The organism is Micromonospora sp. KC207, from assembly GCF_004348615.1.
Taxonomy (GTDB): Bacteria; Actinomycetota; Actinomycetes; order Mycobacteriales; family Micromonosporaceae; genus Micromonospora.
Genome location: NZ_SMKJ01000136.1, coordinates 1 through 17,409, shown reverse-complemented (window position 1 = coordinate 17,409; position 17,409 = coordinate 1). Strand labels below are relative to the sequence as shown.

Annotated in this window: 11 protein-coding genes, 2 tRNA genes and 1 pseudogene; 9 read left to right on the top strand and 5 right to left on the bottom strand. The window is 71.3% G+C overall.

The window, feature by feature from the left end; translation table 11 throughout:
• A partial coding sequence (locus E1258_RS18195) for a peptide deformylase (protein WP_132402597.1) occupies nt 1-1,265 on the top strand: 1,265 nt, incomplete at its 5' end.
• Nucleotides 1,266-1,416: 151 nt separating this feature from the next.
• Here the strand turns inward: E1258_RS18195 and E1258_RS18190 are convergent.
• Nucleotides 1,417-2,535 carry a globin domain-containing protein gene (locus tag E1258_RS18190; RefSeq protein WP_132402594.1) on the bottom strand — a complete coding sequence of 373 codons (1,119 nt, stop codon included), beginning with the start codon at nt 2,533-2,535 and terminating at the stop codon, nt 1,417-1,419.
• A gap of 160 nt (nt 2,536-2,695) precedes the next feature.
• On the opposite strand from E1258_RS18190, the gene E1258_RS18185 reads away from it, so the two are divergent.
• Nucleotides 2,696-3,469 (top strand): CPBP family intramembrane glutamic endopeptidase, encoded by a 774-nt coding sequence (locus E1258_RS18185; protein WP_132402591.1) that lies wholly within the window; start codon nt 2,696-2,698, stop codon nt 3,467-3,469.
• Here the strand turns inward: E1258_RS18185 and E1258_RS18180 are convergent.
• The gene (locus E1258_RS18180) at nt 3,430-4,254 is read right to left on the bottom strand and encodes a hypothetical protein (protein WP_243715533.1); all 825 of its coding nucleotides are present in this window, start codon (nt 4,252-4,254) and stop codon (nt 3,430-3,432) included. The two genes, E1258_RS18185 and E1258_RS18180, sit on opposite strands and share 40 nt — an antisense overlap.
• A 986-nt stretch (nt 4,255-5,240) precedes the next feature.
• Between E1258_RS18180 and E1258_RS18175 the strand changes: the two genes are divergently transcribed.
• Nucleotides 5,241-5,331: transfer RNA gene (locus E1258_RS18175), tRNA-Ser, on the top strand.
• A 35-nt stretch (nt 5,332-5,366) separates the two neighbouring features.
• A tRNA-Arg gene (locus E1258_RS18170) sits at nt 5,367-5,439 on the top strand.
• A 494-nt stretch (nt 5,440-5,933) separates the two neighbouring features.
• Here the strand turns inward: E1258_RS18170 and E1258_RS18165 are convergent.
• Nucleotides 5,934-6,992: a hypothetical protein gene (locus E1258_RS18165; protein WP_132402588.1), complete on the bottom strand. Its 1,059-nt coding sequence runs from the start codon at nt 6,990-6,992 to the stop codon at nt 5,934-5,936.
• 222 nt (nt 6,993-7,214) lie between these two features.
• Here E1258_RS18165 and E1258_RS18160 point away from each other — a divergent pair, with 222 nt between their 5' ends.
• The 5 genes from E1258_RS18160 to E1258_RS18140 are packed head-to-tail and all read left to right on the top strand — an operon-like array spanning nt 7,215 to nt 16,225.
• Entirely contained in the window at nt 7,215-8,414 is a 1,200-nt protein-coding gene (locus E1258_RS18160) for a hypothetical protein (protein ID WP_132402585.1), read from the top strand.
• The gene (locus tag E1258_RS18155; RefSeq protein WP_132402582.1) at nt 8,411-9,535 is read left to right on the top strand and encodes a caspase family protein; all 1,125 of its coding nucleotides are present in this window, start codon (nt 8,411-8,413) and stop codon (nt 9,533-9,535) included. Before E1258_RS18160 ends, E1258_RS18155 begins: the two co-directional genes overlap by 4 nt.
• Before the next feature lie 53 nt (nt 9,536-9,588).
• Entirely contained in the window at nt 9,589-11,223 is a 1,635-nt protein-coding gene (locus E1258_RS18150) for a hypothetical protein (RefSeq protein WP_132402579.1), read from the top strand.
• A complete protein-coding gene (locus E1258_RS18145; protein WP_132402576.1) occupies nt 11,220-14,585 on the top strand; it encodes a hypothetical protein in 3,366 nt (1,121 codons plus the stop codon). The genes E1258_RS18150 and E1258_RS18145 overlap by 4 nt, the downstream gene beginning before the upstream one ends.
• Nucleotides 14,582-16,225 carry a hypothetical protein gene (locus tag E1258_RS18140; protein ID WP_132402573.1) on the top strand — a complete coding sequence of 548 codons (1,644 nt, stop codon included), beginning with the start codon at nt 14,582-14,584 and terminating at the stop codon, nt 16,223-16,225. The genes E1258_RS18145 and E1258_RS18140 overlap by 4 nt, the downstream gene beginning before the upstream one ends.
• Nucleotides 16,226-16,732: 507 nt before the next feature.
• On the opposite strand, the pseudogene E1258_RS18135 reads toward E1258_RS18140, so the two are convergent.
• Nucleotides 16,733-17,191 (bottom strand): annotated as a pseudogene (locus tag E1258_RS18135) (transposase); the annotation flags it as partial.
• A 3-nt stretch (nt 17,192-17,194) separates the two neighbouring features.
• On the bottom strand, nt 17,195-17,409 hold a 215-nt coding region (locus E1258_RS33430; protein ID WP_165949824.1), incomplete at its 5' end, for a hypothetical protein.

Below are 17,409 nucleotides of genomic sequence, written 5' to 3'. Positions count from 1 at the left end.
TGCGGGACCACCCCGCCCCCGGCCAGTGGATGCCCCCCGGGACCGGGCTCATCGTGGAGCGCGAACGGGCGGTCCTCACCTACACCGGCGACGCCTACCACTGCGTCATCCGTCGGGAGCTCTACAACGCCGGCACCGAACCGGTCACCCGCTACCTCGTCCGGGTCGCCGTCGACCGGTACCCCAACGACCCGGGCCGGTCGAACCGGCACCACCGGGATCACCCGCTCACCTTCGCCGAGCTGCACCTGCGGGCGTACCGGGACGACGGTGGGCAGCCCGAGCCGATGCACTGGCGGGCCAAGCACGACCGGGACGCGTTCAAGGAGATCTGGCTGCTCTTCGAGAACGACGAGGGCCGGTTCCCGCTCTACCCCGGCGACCGGGTCACCATCGAGTACGCGTACCGGGTCGGCCGGGAGAAGTGGGGCCCCTGGTTCCAGCGCGCCGTACGCCTGCCCACCCGGCACCTGGAGGTGCGGCTGGACCTCCCCGCGGAGCTGGACCCCCAGGTCTGGGGGTTGGAGACCTCGCTCTCGGCGGAGGAGGGGCCGCTGCGCCGCCCGGTCGTCCGGCACGACCGCGCTGATCGGGCCGTCTTCGACTGGGCCACCGAGGACCCGCCGCTCAACGCCCGGTACCGGCTGCAATGGCGGTTCCGCAGCCGCCCGCCCGAATCCGCCCCTGGCGGCCCGGCCGGCGGCGTCCGGGCACGGGCCAGCGACCGGATGCGCGGACTCGGCATCGTCCAGCGCGGCGCGGACCTGCTCCGTCAGCCCAGCCGCCAGTTCGACCTGCCCGCCGAGGCGGGGGTCGCCCGGGAAGTGGTCGACCGGCTCGGTTCGGCGCTGGTCCGCCTCGACGAGCTGCATCCGTTCAGCAAGGGGGTCGGCATCGCGGCCACGCAACTCGGCCTCGCCTGGGCCGCCGCCGTCGTACGCCCGCCGGACCGGGCCGCCGAGCCGGTGGTGCTGCTCAACCCCCGGGTCGTCGACTCGTCCCCGGACACCGACGAGCAGTACGAGGGCTGCCTCTCCTTCTTCGACCACCGCGGGCTGGTGCCCCGGTCGCTGCGCATCGACGTGGAACACGCGCAGTGGGACGGCGGTCGCCTCATCACCTCGTTCGAGTTCGCCATGGCCCGTCTCGTGGCGCATGAGATCGACCACCTGGAGGGCCGCCTGTACGTCGACCGGATGACGCCCGGCGTGCCGCTGGTGCCCGTCGAGGAGTACCGCGAGACCGGCACCCCCTGGCGGTACTGAGCGCAGAGGTGGACCGGGTCGCGTGCCCCAGGGGGCGGGGGCACGCGACCCGGTCCTTTTCGGGGGGAGGAAAGCCTTCGCGGCCGGCCGGACGACGCGGCCGGACGACTGACCGGACGGCGCGGCCGGGAGGCGCTCGGTGCCGGTCGGTCTAGAGCTCGCCGAAGGTGTCGTACCGGATGTTCGGCGGCGGGACCTCGTCCTCGGCGAGGGCCCGCAGGGTCGACCGGACCATTCGGGCCGAGCCCGAGACGTAGCAGTCGTGGGTGGTCCACGGGCCGTAGCGGGTGATCACCTCGGAGATGTCGCCCCGTTCGCCGTAGAAGTCCGGGTCGTCGCAGCACGCCGGCGTCACCGAGAGCCAGGGGTGGGCCTCCACCAACTCGCGGAGCTGGGCCAGCCCGTACAGGTCGGCGGCGTGTCGGGCCCCGTAGAAGACGTGCACCCAACGGGTCCGGTTCCAGCCGGTCAGCTCTTCCACCAACGCCTTGACCGGGGCCAGCCCCACCCCGCCGGCGACGCAGAGCACGTCCCGCTCGGAGGAACGGTCCAGGACCATCGAGCCCATCGGCGCGGCGACGCGAAGGAGATCACCCGGTTTCGTGCGGCGGACCAGTGCCCCGGAGACCCAGCCCGCCCCCCGCGGCGTACGAACGTGGAACTCCAACACGTTGTCGTCGTTCGGCGCGTTCGCCACCGAGTACGTCCGCCACACCCGGGGCAGGTGGCGGGGCACCTCGACGCTGACGTACTGCCCGGCCCGCCACCGCAGCGGGTGCTGGAGGGCGCGCACGGTCAGCACGGCGGTGTCCCGCCCGTGCCGCTCGTGGGTCAACACCTCCGCGTGCCAGAACGGCGGGTTGTCGTCCGCCGCCGCCCCGGCCAGCATCCTTGCCGAGATGGCCCCGTACGCGTCCCGCCACGCCTGGTCGTACTCCAGGTTCCAGCCGTCGCCGGCAGTGCTACGCAGCGCGTCCAGCAACGCGACACCCATCGTCTCGTAGTGCGCCGCGTCGACGTGGTACTTCCGGTGGTCCCGGCCGAGGGAGCGCAGGTATTCGTCGAAGCTCTCCGGATCGTCCACCACCTGGGTGGCCGTGACGATCGCGTCCAGGACGCGGTCACCCTGGCCGGCCATCTCGACCGGGAAGAGCTGACGCAGCGCGGGGTCGAGGAGGAAGAGCCGGGCGTAGAAGTGACCGCTCAGCCGGTCCCGGTCCTCCTCGACCAGGGTCCAGCTCTCCTTCAGCAACCGCGCGACATGGTCCACGGGGGCGCTCCTCCTCCTGGCGGCGGATCGGGCTGACGGCGGATCGGGCACCCATAGAATGTCCACGGAGCGTGCCTGTCGATCGCACAGAATGTGCGATCAGCTCATACCGGCTCGTCGGCCGTGTCCGCACCGCGCGTCGGTCGGGCACAGTGGTGCGGTGACCGTTGAGGAGCTCACCCGCCCGGTGTCCCGCCGGGTCCTCGGCACGGAGACGCTGCTGGTGCTCGGGCTGTCGCTCGGGCAGTCGGCCGTCTACGCGCTCGTGTCGATCATCGCGAAGCTGACCGCCGACGGACCGCTGTCGAAGCAGACCGCCGCGCTGAACACCTCCCAGTCGGCCCGGCCCTGGCTCGACCTGACGTACCAGCTACTCGGCATCGTCTTCGCGCTGCTGCCGGTGCTGCTCGCCGTACACCTGTTGGCGCGCGACCCCGGAGATCCCGTCCGTACCCTCGGGGCGGACCTGCGTCGGCCCGGCGCCGACCTGGCCCGGGGTGCCGGCCTCGCGGCGCTCATCGGCCTGCCCGGCCTCGCCCTGTTCTGGGCCGCCGCCCAGCTCGGCGTCAACGCCACCCTCGTCCCCGCCGGCCTACCGGAGGTCTGGTGGGCCGTTCCGGTGTTGATCCTCGCCGCGGCGCAGAACGCCGTGCTGGAGGAGGTGATCGTCGTCGGCTACCTGGTCACCCGGCTCCGCCAGCTTCAGTGGCGGCTCGGCGCGGTGCTCGCGGCGAGTGCCGTACTGCGCGGCTCCTACCACCTCTACCAGGGCTTCGGCGCGTTCGTCGGCAACGCCGTGATGGGCGTCGTGTTCGGCCTCTTCTACCTTCGTACCAAGCGGGTGATGCCGCTGATCGTCGCGCACACCCTGCTCGACGTGGTCGCCTTCGTCGGTTACGCGCTCCTGCCGAGGTCCTGGTTCAACTGGCTCTGACCGGGGCCGAGGTCAGGGCCGGGGCGGTAGGCGGCGACCGCCCGGGCCGCCAGCCGTTCGGCGGCGGCCGAGTCGCCCGCCGCGGCGGCCAGCACCGCCGCCCCCGGCAGCAGCCGGGACGCCACCCGCAGCCCCAGCCACCCGCCGGCCTGCACGGTCAGCGGCGCGGCCAACCGCCAGGCCCCCTCCGCAGCCCGGGGCCACGGCGCCTTGGCCGGGTCGGTCGCCCCTTCCGTTGTCTCCGCCGTCGCCCCCTCCGCCGCGTCCGCCGTCGCCCTCCGCTCCGTTGCGGCCAGCGCCGCCCGGGCGCTCTGGGCATCCGGGTGCACCCGGATCAACACCAGCAGCTCCACCGCCCGGTCCGGGTCAGCCGGGTCCCGCCCGTAGGCCGCCGCCACGTGCAACACCAGGTTGGCCTGCGTCCACAGCACCACCGCAAGCTCCGCGACCGGCGCGAAGAGGCCCGCCAGCGCAGCGGCGGCCCCACCCGCCCCGGCCAGGCGGACGAACCGCCGGGTCGCGAGCCGCGCCAACCCGTCGGGCACCGCGTCGGGGTAGGCGGCGTGATGCCAGGAGACCCAGTCGCGGGCGCGCGGCCCGAGCGTCCGCACGGCGGCGAGGGCGAGCAGCTCTGGAGCGAAGCCCGGCTGGTCGAGCACCCGCACGGCCGTCGCCCGCAGGCCCCCATCGGAGGTACGCGCCGACGCCGCCCCCGGCACCCGTCCGCCTGCTCCGGCGTCCGCCGCCGGGCCCGGGGCCGGGTCGGTCGCCTGCGGCGCGGGCACAGGCCCGGGCGGGGTGGCGGTGGCTTCCTCCGGTTCTCCCTCTCCCGGCGTGGTTCGCTGCGGCTCGCCCTTCCTCGGTGAGGTCTTCCTCGGCGTGGCGGTCTTCCTGGCTGGCGTAGCTGTTTTCCTGGCTGGCATGACCCTGGCGGTTTGGTCGGTCTTGACGGCCTTGTCGGTCTTGTTTGCCTTGTCGGGCTCCGTCAGCTCCACGGGTTCGGTGGCCGGGGCGGCCTGCGCTGCCTGCTCGACCGGCGCCGCCTTGCGGGCGGGGGCTTTCCGGGGCGCCCGTGCCCGGGGTGCCCGCCTGACAGCGGTGCCGTCAGTCTCAGGCGTATCAGGAGTCTTCTCCTCAGCGGTGACGCTCGGATTGAATGTCTCGGCGGCGGTGCCGGTCTCGGGTGCCCCGGCGGGGACGCTCCCGGTGGCGGCCGCTTTCGCCTCGGCGGGCCCGGTCGGCACCTCCCCGGTGCCAAGGTATGCCTGGTCACGTCGTCGAGCCGTACCCCTCAACGGCTCGCGCGGCTCCGACGCGGCAGAATGGATCGGGGCCGCCTGGGCCGGGACCGGCTTGGAACCCGGCGGCGACGATGCCGGCTGGTCGGGTTCGGGCGGCTGGAAGATCACAGTGGGAGCCACCCCGCCTCGGCGCGGCCGGGGCCGCGCGGCTTCCGGAGCGGAATCCTCGGCCCGGGCCGGTGCGGGATCAGGATCGACCGGCGGCGTGAAGGTCGCCCTCGGGGAACGGCGCCGCCGCGCGTTCTCACCAGGCTGTCGGTGGGACGGGTCGCTCGGGGACTGCTCCTCCATGTCGATGGAGCCTAGCCCTGGTCCTCGTGCCGCACAGGGGGAAATACCTGGGTGGGACGCGCCCGCCCGTACCGCACCTGGCGGTCCTGTCTGGCCCGGCCAGCCGCGTTGCGATAGTCGCTTTGCCCCGGAAGGGTGCGGACCTGTATCCTCGGGCGCGGTGGTCTACGGGCCACCTGGGAGACTTCGCCTAGTCTGGTCTATGGCGCCGCACTGCTAATGCGGTTGGGGTCTTAAAGCCCCTCCCGGGTTCGAATCCCGGAGTCTCCGCGCGAAAGCCGGTGTGTAGACTGGCCGAGCAGCAAGCGCCCGTAGCTCAACGGATAGAGCATCTGACTACGGATCAGAAGGTTAGGGGTTCGAGTCCCTTCGGGCGCACTTCACGATCAAGGCCGTGACCAGCGGAAACGCGGGTCACGGCCTTGATCGCTTTCGCGGGTTGGGACGGATTATCCCAGTATTTGGAATCTGGTGCTCCGATGGTGCTCCGTTGTCGGTGTGCTGTTCCGGCGGGGTTTCGTGTCGGGGTGTGCTGACCAGGGCGTTTTGTGTGTCGGCTGGCCTGGATCATGGTCGGGATGCGGTGCGTCGGGGTGTGACTGCTGTCCACTGTGGTCGGCGTTGTGGATCTTGGGTGCTGAGGTTGATATCCGGATGGTTGGTCGCGGTTGACCTGGGCTGGCGCAGGGTGGCGAGCGGGGGTCGGGATGTCACCCAGGCGATCATCGGCGGTGACGATCGTGTGGTCCACGCATCTGATTTCCGCTCTTGCGACCGGCGCTGCGCGGGCCCGGGGTCAGACTCGGAGCACCAGCATGCTGAGTCAGCTTATGCGTTCGGCCGTGTTCTGCCCGGCGTCGCTGCCTGGGAACTTACCTTCCGGACGGGATCTCGCTTAATGGTTGGCCGGTGGCCCGAACCAAGGACCGAGGCTGGGCCGGAGGCGCTGCGACCGCCAGTACCTCGGTGGCGATTTGGCTGCGAGCGTCACCGTGCCGACGGAACAGGACCGGGATGTCGTCCTCTGGCGCGATCTCGGCCCGGTCGCCGGAGGTGAGCAATCGGACAGCCGTAACCGGACGGTTCTCCACCTGCGTCCAGTTGCCGTCGGCCCACCGCCACCACGTCGGTGGAGCCGAGTCCGGTCCCTCGCACACGACCGTGCTCAGGATGCTGTTGAGCCGGCCCTCCCGGTCCCACCAGCTGTCGCCCATCGAGGTCGAGCCCGGCCCGATCGTGAGGTCCAGCCGGGCGAGGCCGTGTCCCGTCCGCAGGATCCAGGCGTGCTCGTCCGGGCAGATCCCGTCGTCCGCCGGCTGGCTGATCAGAAATACCGGGCGGCCGTCCGCGTCGTGACCGCCGACCGCCCGGGAGCCGACGATGGAGGCGTGGCGGTGCACCTCCCGCGCCGGGCCGTCCGGTCCGACCAGGAAGATCGTGTCGTCGCCGGAGCCGTCGTCGGCTGACGGGAGCACGGTGCGGACCAGCACGGTCTCGCCGGCAGCTGCCATGATCTGGGTCGCGCGTGCGTCCGCGGGCAGCTTCAGGTCGAACGCCACCGGTTCAGCCGCCCCGGCGAGATCCAGGGTCCGGCCCTGGTTCCGCCCGTCGACGTACGCCACCCGGTCGTCGCCGATCGGCTCGACTCGGCTGCACCCGCACGGGATTCGGCGAAGGTCGCCACTCCGAGCGTCGATCGCCACGACCGACCCCAGCCCGTCGGCGTCGATCGACACGGCGCCGGCATAGGTACCCGACGCCGTCCAGAAGACGTTGCCCGCCTGTTGGAAGCCGCCGACGATGGGCCCTACCGTTCGGTCCCCGGCCCGGACGGTGATCTCGCCGGCCGAGATCCAGGCGAAGCGGTCCTCTGTCGGCGCGTCCAGCGACGGTGCCGGTGACACGTCCTGACAACCCGCGATGAAGCCCATCGTCAGGACTGCAGAACCAATGCCTCGCGACAAACGCACTTGTCACCTCCGTAGACCGGATTTGCTCAGATCGAATATATGGTCGGCTGTCAGTCCATCAGGGAAGCCGCCGTTCGGATTGCCGCCGGAGGAACGCGCAGTGGCCGTTCGTCCGATGTGGTTGGTGTGCGCCGTGCGGATAGCTTGTCCTTCCAAAGCCGTCGACCAGCGTGAGGATCTCGTGTGCCTCTGGTGTACGTGCATGGCATCGCCAACCGGCAGGACAGCAACGGATACGAGGCCAAGAGCGATTTACGTGACCGCCTGTTCCAGCAGTTCATTCTGCCGGTGATCGGTGATCCGCAGAAAGCTGAAATCCATTCACCGTATTGGGGTGGTGAGGCCGGAAAGCTCCGCTGGAACGGGTCGAGCTTCGCGTCCACGTTCGGTCCGGCGGGCCGGACACTCGGCGCGGAGGACGAACTCGGGCTGGCCCTGCAGGCGGCCGCCACCGAGGACTCCACCGACCCGGACCGGATCCTGCTCACCATCGCCCGGCGGGACCTGGCCGACGTGGTCGACGTGCTGTCCAGCGTCGGACCCGATCCCACCGAGGCGCTGGCCCGCGACCTCGCGGCGGCGGCCAGCACGCTGACCGCCTACGTCAAGCGGCGCGAGGCCGCGGTACCGGACGAACGCGACGGCGTCCGCTACCCGTGGCTGGTCGACGTCGACGACGACGTCGACCTGCTCGATCGCCTGCTCACCGAGGCCACGCCGCCGGGCCAGCGGCAGCGGTTCCTCGGGCCCGGCGACGTTGTCCGCGACTGGCTGTCCCAGGCCCGGCTGCGGCTGCGGCGCGGCGTCGCGGTCGTCCGCGGCGCGCCGGTGACCGCCACGGCCGGGCTGCTCCGGCTGCCGATTCCCGGGCTGATGGCCGACATGGTCGGCGACATCTTCGCTTACCTGGGGCAGCGTGGCCACGTCGGTGCGCCCGGCCCGATCATCGAACGCGTCATGGAGCGTCTCGACGCGGCCGCCCGCGAGCGCGCCCCGCACCGCAGGCTGACCGTGATCGCACACAGCCTCGGCGGCGTGATCGCCTACGATCTGCTGTCGCACTACCGGCCCGACCTCGTGGTCGACCATCTCGTCACGGTCGGCAGCCAGGTCGGTCTCTTCGCGGAGATGGGCCTCTTCCCGGCTGTCCACCACACCCTGCCCAGCGCCGCGCAGCCGCGGATCGACCCGCCACCCAACATCCGTCACTGGATCAACGTGATCGATCGCGCCGACCCTCTTGCCTTCCGGGCCGAGCCGATATTCCGCCGGGTGGTCGACTACCGCTACCCGTCCGGAGCGGCCTGGGCCCACGGAGCCTACCTGCGGCAGCCGTTCTTCCACGAGCGGCTTGCCGGCTGCCTGGCCAGGGCGATGCTATGACCACGCTGTACGACACGGGTCCCGCGGCCGAGGGGCAGCTACACGCGCTGGTGATCGGCGTCGACCACTACCCGTACTGCGGGCGGACCACCCGGCTGGAGCCGCCCTGGCGGGACTTCGCCCGGGCGGTGTCTCCGCTGAACTGCGCGGTTCCGTCGGCGCTCGCCGTCGTCGACTGGCTGCGCCGGCACCTGTCCGACCGGGTGCACCCGGTCGGCAGCATCGAACTGCTGCTCTCCGCGCAGCAGGAGCAGCAGGTCGAGGGGTGCGACGTCGAACGGGCCACCATGGCGAACGTGCAGACGGCGTTCGACCGCTGGTACGACCGCTGCGACCGGAACCCCGACGACGTGGCCCTGTTGTTCTTCTGCGGTCACGGGCTGCGCCTCGGCTCCGAGGACGTCCTGCTTCTCGAGGACTTCGGCGCCGACCGGCACAGGGTGTTCGACAACGCGATCGACTTTCGGGAGACCTACTACGGGATGCGCATGGCCAAGGCCGGGATCCAGTGCTTCCTGCTGGACGCCTGCCGCAACACCCCGGAGGACCTGGCCGGCCGAGCGAAGGCCTGCGCGACCGCTCTCAAGCACGCGTCGCCCAGCCTCGAGTCCCGCGACGCCCCGATCGTCTACTCGGCGCTGCAGGGCAGCCGCGCCCCGGCGCCGGACGGATCACCCACCCGGTTCACGGAGGCCGCCATCCAGGCCCTCGAGGGCGGGTCGGCGGACCACACCGTGCCGGGTTGGCCGGTCACCACCGACCTGCTCCACTTCGGCATCAACCGGCTGTTGGGCTGGGGCGAGAAGCCCGACGGCCGTCAGTTCGCGGCACACGGCGGCCAGGCTTTCGGCGGGACGATCCACGCCTTGGACGTCCCGATGGTGCCGTTCCGCTTCGGCTGCGACCCGCACGCCGCCCTGCCACACGCCTACCTGCACCTGGCCAACCCGGAGCGTAAGTTCGCGCGTCCACCGGCCGAGATCGTCTGGCGGGGCGCAGCGCCCGCAGACAGCTACTCGCTGCGGGCCGAGTTCGCGGCGCAGGGATACGCCGGGGAGCCGGCGACCGTGATGCTTCTGCCGCCGTACAAGGACTCCCTGCTCAAAGTGACGCCGGCATGATGGTGGAGCTCCGTTGGGAGCCGCCGGCTGCGACGGGTCACACCCCCGCCGTCATGGCGGTCGAGGTGATCGACAGCGGCCTGCGTGTCGTGGCACGGACCGCGCTGCCGGCCGGCTCACCCTTGCAGATCACCCTGGACGACGGCAGCTACCTTGTCCGGGGCTGGGCACCGGACGGTCAGCTGAGCGAGGCGGTCGCCGCCGACAGCTCGTCCGTCGTTCTGGAGTCCTCCTCGGCGGTGCCGTCACCGACGCCGGTCGAGGCGTACGCCGAGTGGGTCCAGCCATGGCACCGCCTTCGCGGAACGTGGCGGCCCGGCGCCGGGCTGTTCTCCGCCGGAGGCGGCCGCAACCTGGCCTTTCAGTTCGGCACCGCCGACGGGCCCACCGTCACCACCCTCACCACCGCAGGCCTGGGCATTCCCGACCTGATCGACGTCCCGGCCGACGGCGTGGCGCTGAGCCTGCTGTCCTACCTGGCTGCCGGTGACTTCCGCTCCGCCCGCACGCTCATCGACGCCTGCGGCAGCCTGTCGCCGTCCGACCTCACGCCCGCGACGGCGATCGCAACCGGCTACTTCCTGGCCCAGACCGGGAATTCGCGCCTGTCCAGTTGGGCGCGCGAGGCGACGAGGGTCCTGCCGGAGTCGGCCGACGCTGCCGTGCTCACCGCGTGGCATCATCTGCGGGCACCCGGAGCGAGCCTCGGCGAGGCCGAGCGCCACTTGATCCGCGCTCATCGGCTCGGCCTCCCGGCGGTCGCCGCCGGGATGGCGCTCCTCTCCGACGGGCTGGCTGCCGTCGGCCGCGGCCGGTCCTCGGCTGGTCGCCTCCTGGACGAGGTGCGGCTCATCCAGCGTGCCCTGCTCCCCGGCATTCTGACCAGCTACTGGTCCGTAACACCCAACAATTCGGTCCCGGCCCTGCGCCCCGCTCCGCGACGAGAGCCCGGCGGGCGCCCGTCACCACTGGCGGTGGCCGCACCCATGGCGACCGTCCCGGGAGCGATCGTCGCGACCAAGACCGGGTTTGTGGTTCCGTTCGACCGGTACCGCCGGCGGCGGCAAGTGGAGCCGCTGGTCGCACTGGACAGCACCGCACGACGGCTGCTCCCCTCGGCGACCCCGCGCCAGATCGCCGTGCTCCGGAAGACGTACCTGCGTGCCGTCAGCAGCGCCTCCGCGTCCGAGGCGGACGTCGCGACCTTCGTCGCGGACCAGGAGAGCCGGCACAGCTGGCCGGCCCCTGCGGGTACGACCAGCATCCCCCGCCTCGACCTGCGCGGCGTCCGCGCCGCCGGTTCCGCCGACCCGGTGGCCGTCCAGTGGGGGGACCCGGCCACCGACGTCTCCGTCGACTGCCGCCAGTCCGCCCTCGACCGGGTCGACATCGCCGTACGCGCCCACGGTGACGTCCTCGTCGAGATGCATGTGGCCGACGACCACGGCTGGCAGCGGTACCTCGTCACCAGTGGATGCCGAATCACCCTCACCGGCGTCACCGGCCGGCTCGACCTGGCCGTCGGCGAGGTCCGGGAACCCGCCACGCTCGACGCCGGCGACGCCGACATGGTCGCCCGCTCCGTGTCACGCGCCGACCGCCCGGGCCGGGACCGCTGGCGGGCCCTGCTCGGTGGGCTTTCCCACGACCATCTGATCGCGGTCGCCATCATGGAAGGTCTGGAGTGACCAGCATCGAGTTCGCCACCGGGCAGCCGGACCTCCCCGACCACGCCGCACTCACCGGGTCCGCGCAGGACTGGCTCAAGATCTGCGCGCGCACGCTCCGAGAATCGCCCGGTGAGCTGGGGCGGCTGCTCACCGACGATCATCCGTACGCCGAGATCTTCGCGGCCGGCACGAGCCGCTGGTACGACCGTGACCCCCGCAAGCCCGAGCGCACGGACGTCCCCGACCTCGGCAGCGCCCGCGCGATCCTCGCCGTCACCGAGGCGCTGGCCGAGCCGCGCCGGGCGACCGAGCTACTGGCGCCGGCTCTCGCGCACTGGCGGCGGGCGAACGTGCTACCGGACAACGCGGCGACGACGGTGCCGAAGGAGCTGTTCCAGGCCGGCGACCAGGCGCTGCGGGGCGTCCTGCAGCGGGCCGGGGAGATTGGCAGCGCCGCAGCCGGGCTCGCCGCGCTGCTCGCCATCCACCTCCACGGCGGTGAGATTAAGCGCGGCCGGCGCGTTGAGGTTCCGGTGCTGTTCGACCGCAACACCGAGGGCGGCCAGGCAATCCTGAGCCTCACCGTGGCCATGGATGGGCCGGCCGGGCTCTATCCGGATCCGACCCGCATGCTCTTCCTGGCCTCCGACGCCGGATTCCGGCACTCGCTCACCGCTGCCTGGCAGAGCAGCGAGCTGAGCGGCGCGGGCCTCTGCGTGCTCTGGGCGATCCAGATGCGCACCGAACCCTGCAACGACGTCGTCCGAAACTCGCTCGGCGCGGCCTTCGGCGCCGGGCTGGACGAGCTACGTCGGAGCACCGCCCGCTTGGGCTGGCTCCGGCTGCGCCGGCTGCACCCGCGCCGCGCCATCACCGGTGGCCTGGACGGGGACGGCCGGGTCACCGCGGTCGGTGGCCTGGACACCAAGTTCGCCGCCGCCGCACGGGACAAGCTCCGGGTGGTCGTTCCGCGTGTCCAGCAGGCCGAGGCGGACGGCCTGCGCGACCGGCACCCCGCGCTACGCCGAGGGTTGTACTACGCCAGCGACCTCGACGAGGTCCTGGCCCACGCCCGCTGGTTCGACGCCCGCCAGATGGCGCTGGCGGCAGCGCTGGTGCTCGTCCTCGTGCTCGGCGGGGTCATCGTGGATCGGATCAACCAGAACGAACTCGCCCGCAGCGAGCTCGCTACGCGGGCCGCCACCCTGACTACCCAAGCCACCCTACTCAAGCAGACCGACCCGCGTCTCGCTGGCCTGCTCGCCCTGGCCGCACACCGGATCTCCCCGGGTGCGGCGGGCAACGCCGACGCCCTGCGCGACATCCTGGCCACCAACGAGAACGTCATCCGTAGCTGGAAGGCCAGCCCTTCGGTGGTCGACACCGTCGCCGTCGACGTGAGCAGGTCACGCGTCTACACCTCCGGCGACGACGACGCCATCAAGGCCTGGGACCTGGAGACCAGCGCCGAGACCGGTCGGCTGGCGGGATCCACCGCCCGGCTGGTCATGAGCCCGTACGCCCCGGTGCTGGCCGCGACCGACAGCGACCGGATCCGTCTGTTCAACGTTGCCGGCGGCAAGCCCGAGCCGCTGGGTCAGCTGCCGGAGTACTTCTGCGCCCAGGACCAGAGCACGATCGTCGCCGCCGGCTTCGTCGACTCCGGTGCCACCGTCCTCGCCGCCTGGACCGACGGCGCGATCACCACCTGGGACACGATGACCAGGGAGGCCGGCGACTGCTGGCGGCTGCGGGACGCCGCCACCGACAAGCAGCTCGGCGACGTGCTCCCCGGCCGATTGGTGCTGGACGCCTCGGTGATGCCCTCGGAGGAGGCCTGGCGCGGCGCGGAGGACCGGCTCCTGATCCTGCTCAACCAGAACCGTATCCTCGACGTCGGCGCCCGCACGCACGAAATCAGCGTGGCCCTGGACGGCGACGAGCTGGTTGCCGACGCCACCCACGTCCGCGGCACCGCGGAACGGCTCGCGGTCGGCACCAGCGCCGGAGTCCTGCTCTGGGACCGGACCACCAAGCGGAACCTCGCCTTCCCGCTGGGCGGGCTCAGCTCAGCGGTCACCGGGCTGGACTTCCGGGACGACCGGCTGGTCATCGCGGGCCCGACCGGCGTAGCGGTGATTCCCGACTTCCTCACCTCGTCCGGCACCGGGCGATCCGCGGCCACGCCGCGCGGGGGCCCGGCGCGCACCGCGGCGGTCGGCAAGGACGACACGATCGTCGTCGGCGGCGCGGATGGCCGGATCGCCGTCCTGAACGACGACGGCGGCAACTTGACGCTGCCCGCCCTGGCGCCGGCCAACACCGCTGCCTACACCCCGGACGGTGCTCTTCTGCTCAACAACTGGAGCCAGGCCCGCTCCGGTGGCCTGTTCACCGTCCGTCCCACCGGCGAGCCCGACTGGTCGGGACCGACCGGCGTCACCTATCGACACGAGCGCGACTACAGTCGCTCCCGCAACTTCTACGTCAACGACACCGCCGTCTCGGCCACCCATGTGGCCGCGGTCGGGCAGATCGACAACGACACCGCCGCTGTCGTCGTGTGGCCGGCAGGCGGCGGCAGCGAGCCGCGCGATCTCGTCATCCCCACACCGGACGACGCCGTCCGCGAAGCCCAGTGGCAGATCGGCGTCCACGTCGCCTTTGCGCCGGCTGCGAACCTCATGGTGGCCCGTCACCTGTCTGGCCAGGTGGCGATCTGGGACACCACCACCTGGGCGAGGGCCGCACCGCTCGATCTGCGGCCTGGCAACACGAGCATGGCTGTCCACGGCACCCGTGGGGTGTTCACCGATGGCGGCGACGACCGGGGCGAGCTGGTCATGCTGGATCTGGTGACCCGCCAGGAACTTCACCGGATCCCCGGTCCCAACACGGTCCGTCTGAACTGGTCGGCCGACGGCACCCGCATCGTGTCGATGCGCGAATCCCGCCACCTTCAGCTGTACAACGGTGACCTGAACCCGATCGGCGCACCCTGGCAGCTGCCCGGCACCGGACTCGGTAGCGGTGTGGCGATCTCACCGGACGGCACCCGGGTCGCCGTCTCCCAGGAGTCCCGGGTCTACGTCTACGACCTGGTCACCCGGGAGCAGGTCATGCTGCCGCTGGTCGACCCGGACGGCAACGACGTGGTATCGCTGGAGTGGTCGCCGGACGGCGGGACGCTCCTCGGGCTCACCATCGTGCCCACGCGCGCGCTGAAGGAGCCGGGGCCGGTGCGGCGCTGGCTGGTCGCCGACCGGGAATGGTCGACCCAGATCTGCCGGTGGGCCGGCGGTGGTCTCAGCCGCGACGAGTGGCGCGAGCACGTCGGCGACGACATCACATACGTGGACCTCTGCCGAGGAGTGAAGTGACGAACCGTACGCTGGCCAGCGCGCTGGTGCCGCTGCTGCTGATCGCCTCGGCCTGCACCTCGTCCGCGCCCGAGCCGGAACCGACCCGGGTGGCCAGCTTCGGAGAGCCGGCGCTGGTGTTCCGCGTCGGGCAGACGCTGCACGTCTCGGACGGCGACGGCAACGTCAAGGAACTACTCATGATGGACTCCGACCCGGAGCAGGTGCTGTGGTCGCCGGACGGCGCACGACTGGCCTGGGCGAACACCCGCGAGGGCGAGTCGGGCAGCGACACCGTGTATGTGGCCGACGCGACCACCGGCGCGGTCCGGTCCCATCCATGCCCCTGCCGCGGACTGGGCTTCCTCGGCGACGACCTGGCCACGGTCAGCGCGGACGGCACCGGCCTGATCCTCATCTCGACCCAGGGGGACCTGTCCCGGGTCACCTTCCGAAAGCCGATCACCACCCGGAACACCGCCGAGGGGGCTGCCATGTCCGCACGGGTGGTGGCCGGCGGACGCGACCGGGTGGTCGTGCAAGTTCCGCTGGACGAGGCCAAGGCCGGCATCCGCGCGCAGTCGACGCTGATGTCGGTGGACCGGGCCGGTGGGGTAACGGAGCTGCTGCACAACCAGGAGGGCGCTGCCGTCTGGGAGGGCCTCGGCTCACCGACCGGCGACCGGATCGCCTGGCTTGACATGCCCAGCAGCGGCGCGTGCTGGCACAGTCAGCGCATCGTCGACCTGGGATACGCCGACGCCAGGCCGACCGACCCCGCGATGCCCACCGACGACCCGTTCCGCCGCGCGCACCTGCCCGCCCAACAGACCGTTCTCTCGTACTCCTGGGCCGGCGCCGGGGTGGTGCAGACCTTCGGCCCGGTCGGTGCCGGGTGCCAGGTCATGTATCCGTTCCGGCTGGTCTCCTACTACCGGCAGGGCAGCACCTGGACCCACCTCGCCACCGGACTGCTCGGCATCGCCTTTGGTGCTGACGGACGCACGGCGAGACTGGCACCGGCAGCCACGGAAGGGCCGATCGAGTCGCTGGACCCGGACGACACCCGCCGCTACGCCGGGCGTCTGGTGCTCTCCGTGCCCGGGGCCAGCGACCGGACGCTTGCCGAGAACGTCGAGTTCTTCGCCTTCACCCCGGCCCAGGCGGCCGCCGCCCGGATCACGCCAGCGAGCACCCCGCCCACCCCGGTCGCCGAGCCGGCCGGTACCGACGAACGCGGCGCGCAGCTCAGCGGGCCCCTCTACGACCTCGTTCTTAAGGTGTGGACGGCAGCCGGCTCTGGCGACCCGGCCGCGCTGAACGCGCTCTGCACGAACTGCGACGTGGCCACCCGGACCTGGCTGGCGAACGACGGCGGAGCGAAGGTGCGGCGCCTGCTGACGAGCCATCCGAGATTTCTGGACGACAAGCTCACCTATCCCGGCCTTGCGGTCGAGCCCTGCGCAGACGCCACCGGCGGTGGCGACACCACACCGAGCGTGCAGACCTGCACACCTGAGCACCTGGCGGACGTCGTCACGCTGAGCATCGAGCCCGAGGTCGATCTCGACTACCCGGCGTACGGCTACCGACAGCCTGCGGCCGAGTCCCTGGTATTCCGCCTTGAGGGCGGAAGCCCGGTCTGGGCCGGCCGCGCGTGACGCCGCTCGAGCCGGTCTCGTCACCCTACGGATCAAAAGGTTAGGGGTTCGAGTCCCTTCGGGCGCACTTCACGATCAAGGCCGTGACCAGCGGAAACGCGAGTCGCGGCCTTGATCGCTTTCGCGGGCTAGGACGGATTGTCCCAGTATTTGGAATATGGCGCTCCGATGGTGCTCCGTTGTCGGTGTGCTGGTTCGGCGGTGGTTCGTGCCGACTGGTGCTGACCAGTGCGTTTGCGTGCCGGCTGGTCTGGATCATGGCCGAGGGCCGGTCCGTCGGGGGCCAGCCATTGTCTACTGTGGTCGATCGGGTGGGTTTTGTCTGGCGAGGTGGGTGTCCGGTCAGTCGCCGTTGACCTGGGCTGGCGCAGGGTGACGCGCAGGGGTCGGGGTGTCATCCAGGCGATCATCGGCGGTGACGATCGCTTGGCCCCGGGCATCTGATTCCCGCCTTGTCGCTGGGCGGGGGAGTGTCAAGTTAACGGCTGATCTTGGTTGTTGAGGTGGTCAGTGGTTGACCGGGGTGAGCCGGCCCTCGAAGGCGATCTGGAAGGCGTTCAATGGGGCTTTCCAGCGCATGGTCCACCGCCGGCGGCCGGTGCCGGTCGGGTCGAGGCTCATCAACGCCATGTAGACGCACTTGAGCGCAGCTTGCTCGTTTGGGAAGTGACCGCGGGCCCGGACGGCCTTGCGGATGCGGGCGTTCACGCTCTCGATCGCGTTGGTGGAGCAGATGACCTTGCGGATCTCCACGTCGAAGGCCAGGAAGGGCACGAACTCCGCCCAGGCGCTCTCCCACAGCCTCACGATCGCCGGATACTTGCGGCCCCACGCCTCGGCGAACTCCAGGAACCGCTCGGTCGCGGCGTCCTCGGTCGGCGCGGTGTAGACCGGCTTGAGTGCCTTGGCGATCTTGTCCCAGTCCTGCCTCGCGGCGTAGCGAAACGAGTTGCGCAGCAGGTGGACCCGTCAAAGAACAACCTGTCGATTCTCGGTCTCCTGGTCTGCTGCCGATGGCTGCACAGAGGCAAGGAGGTCGGTGGGGGTGGCGTGTCGGTATTCAGCGGGGGTGATGGTGATGCGCCGGTTGTCGAGGATGGGTAGGACGTCGTTGATGGCGTTCCAGAGGGTGCTGCGGGAGACGTCGAACAGGTCGGCGAGGGTGTCGAGGCCGCAGACTCGTC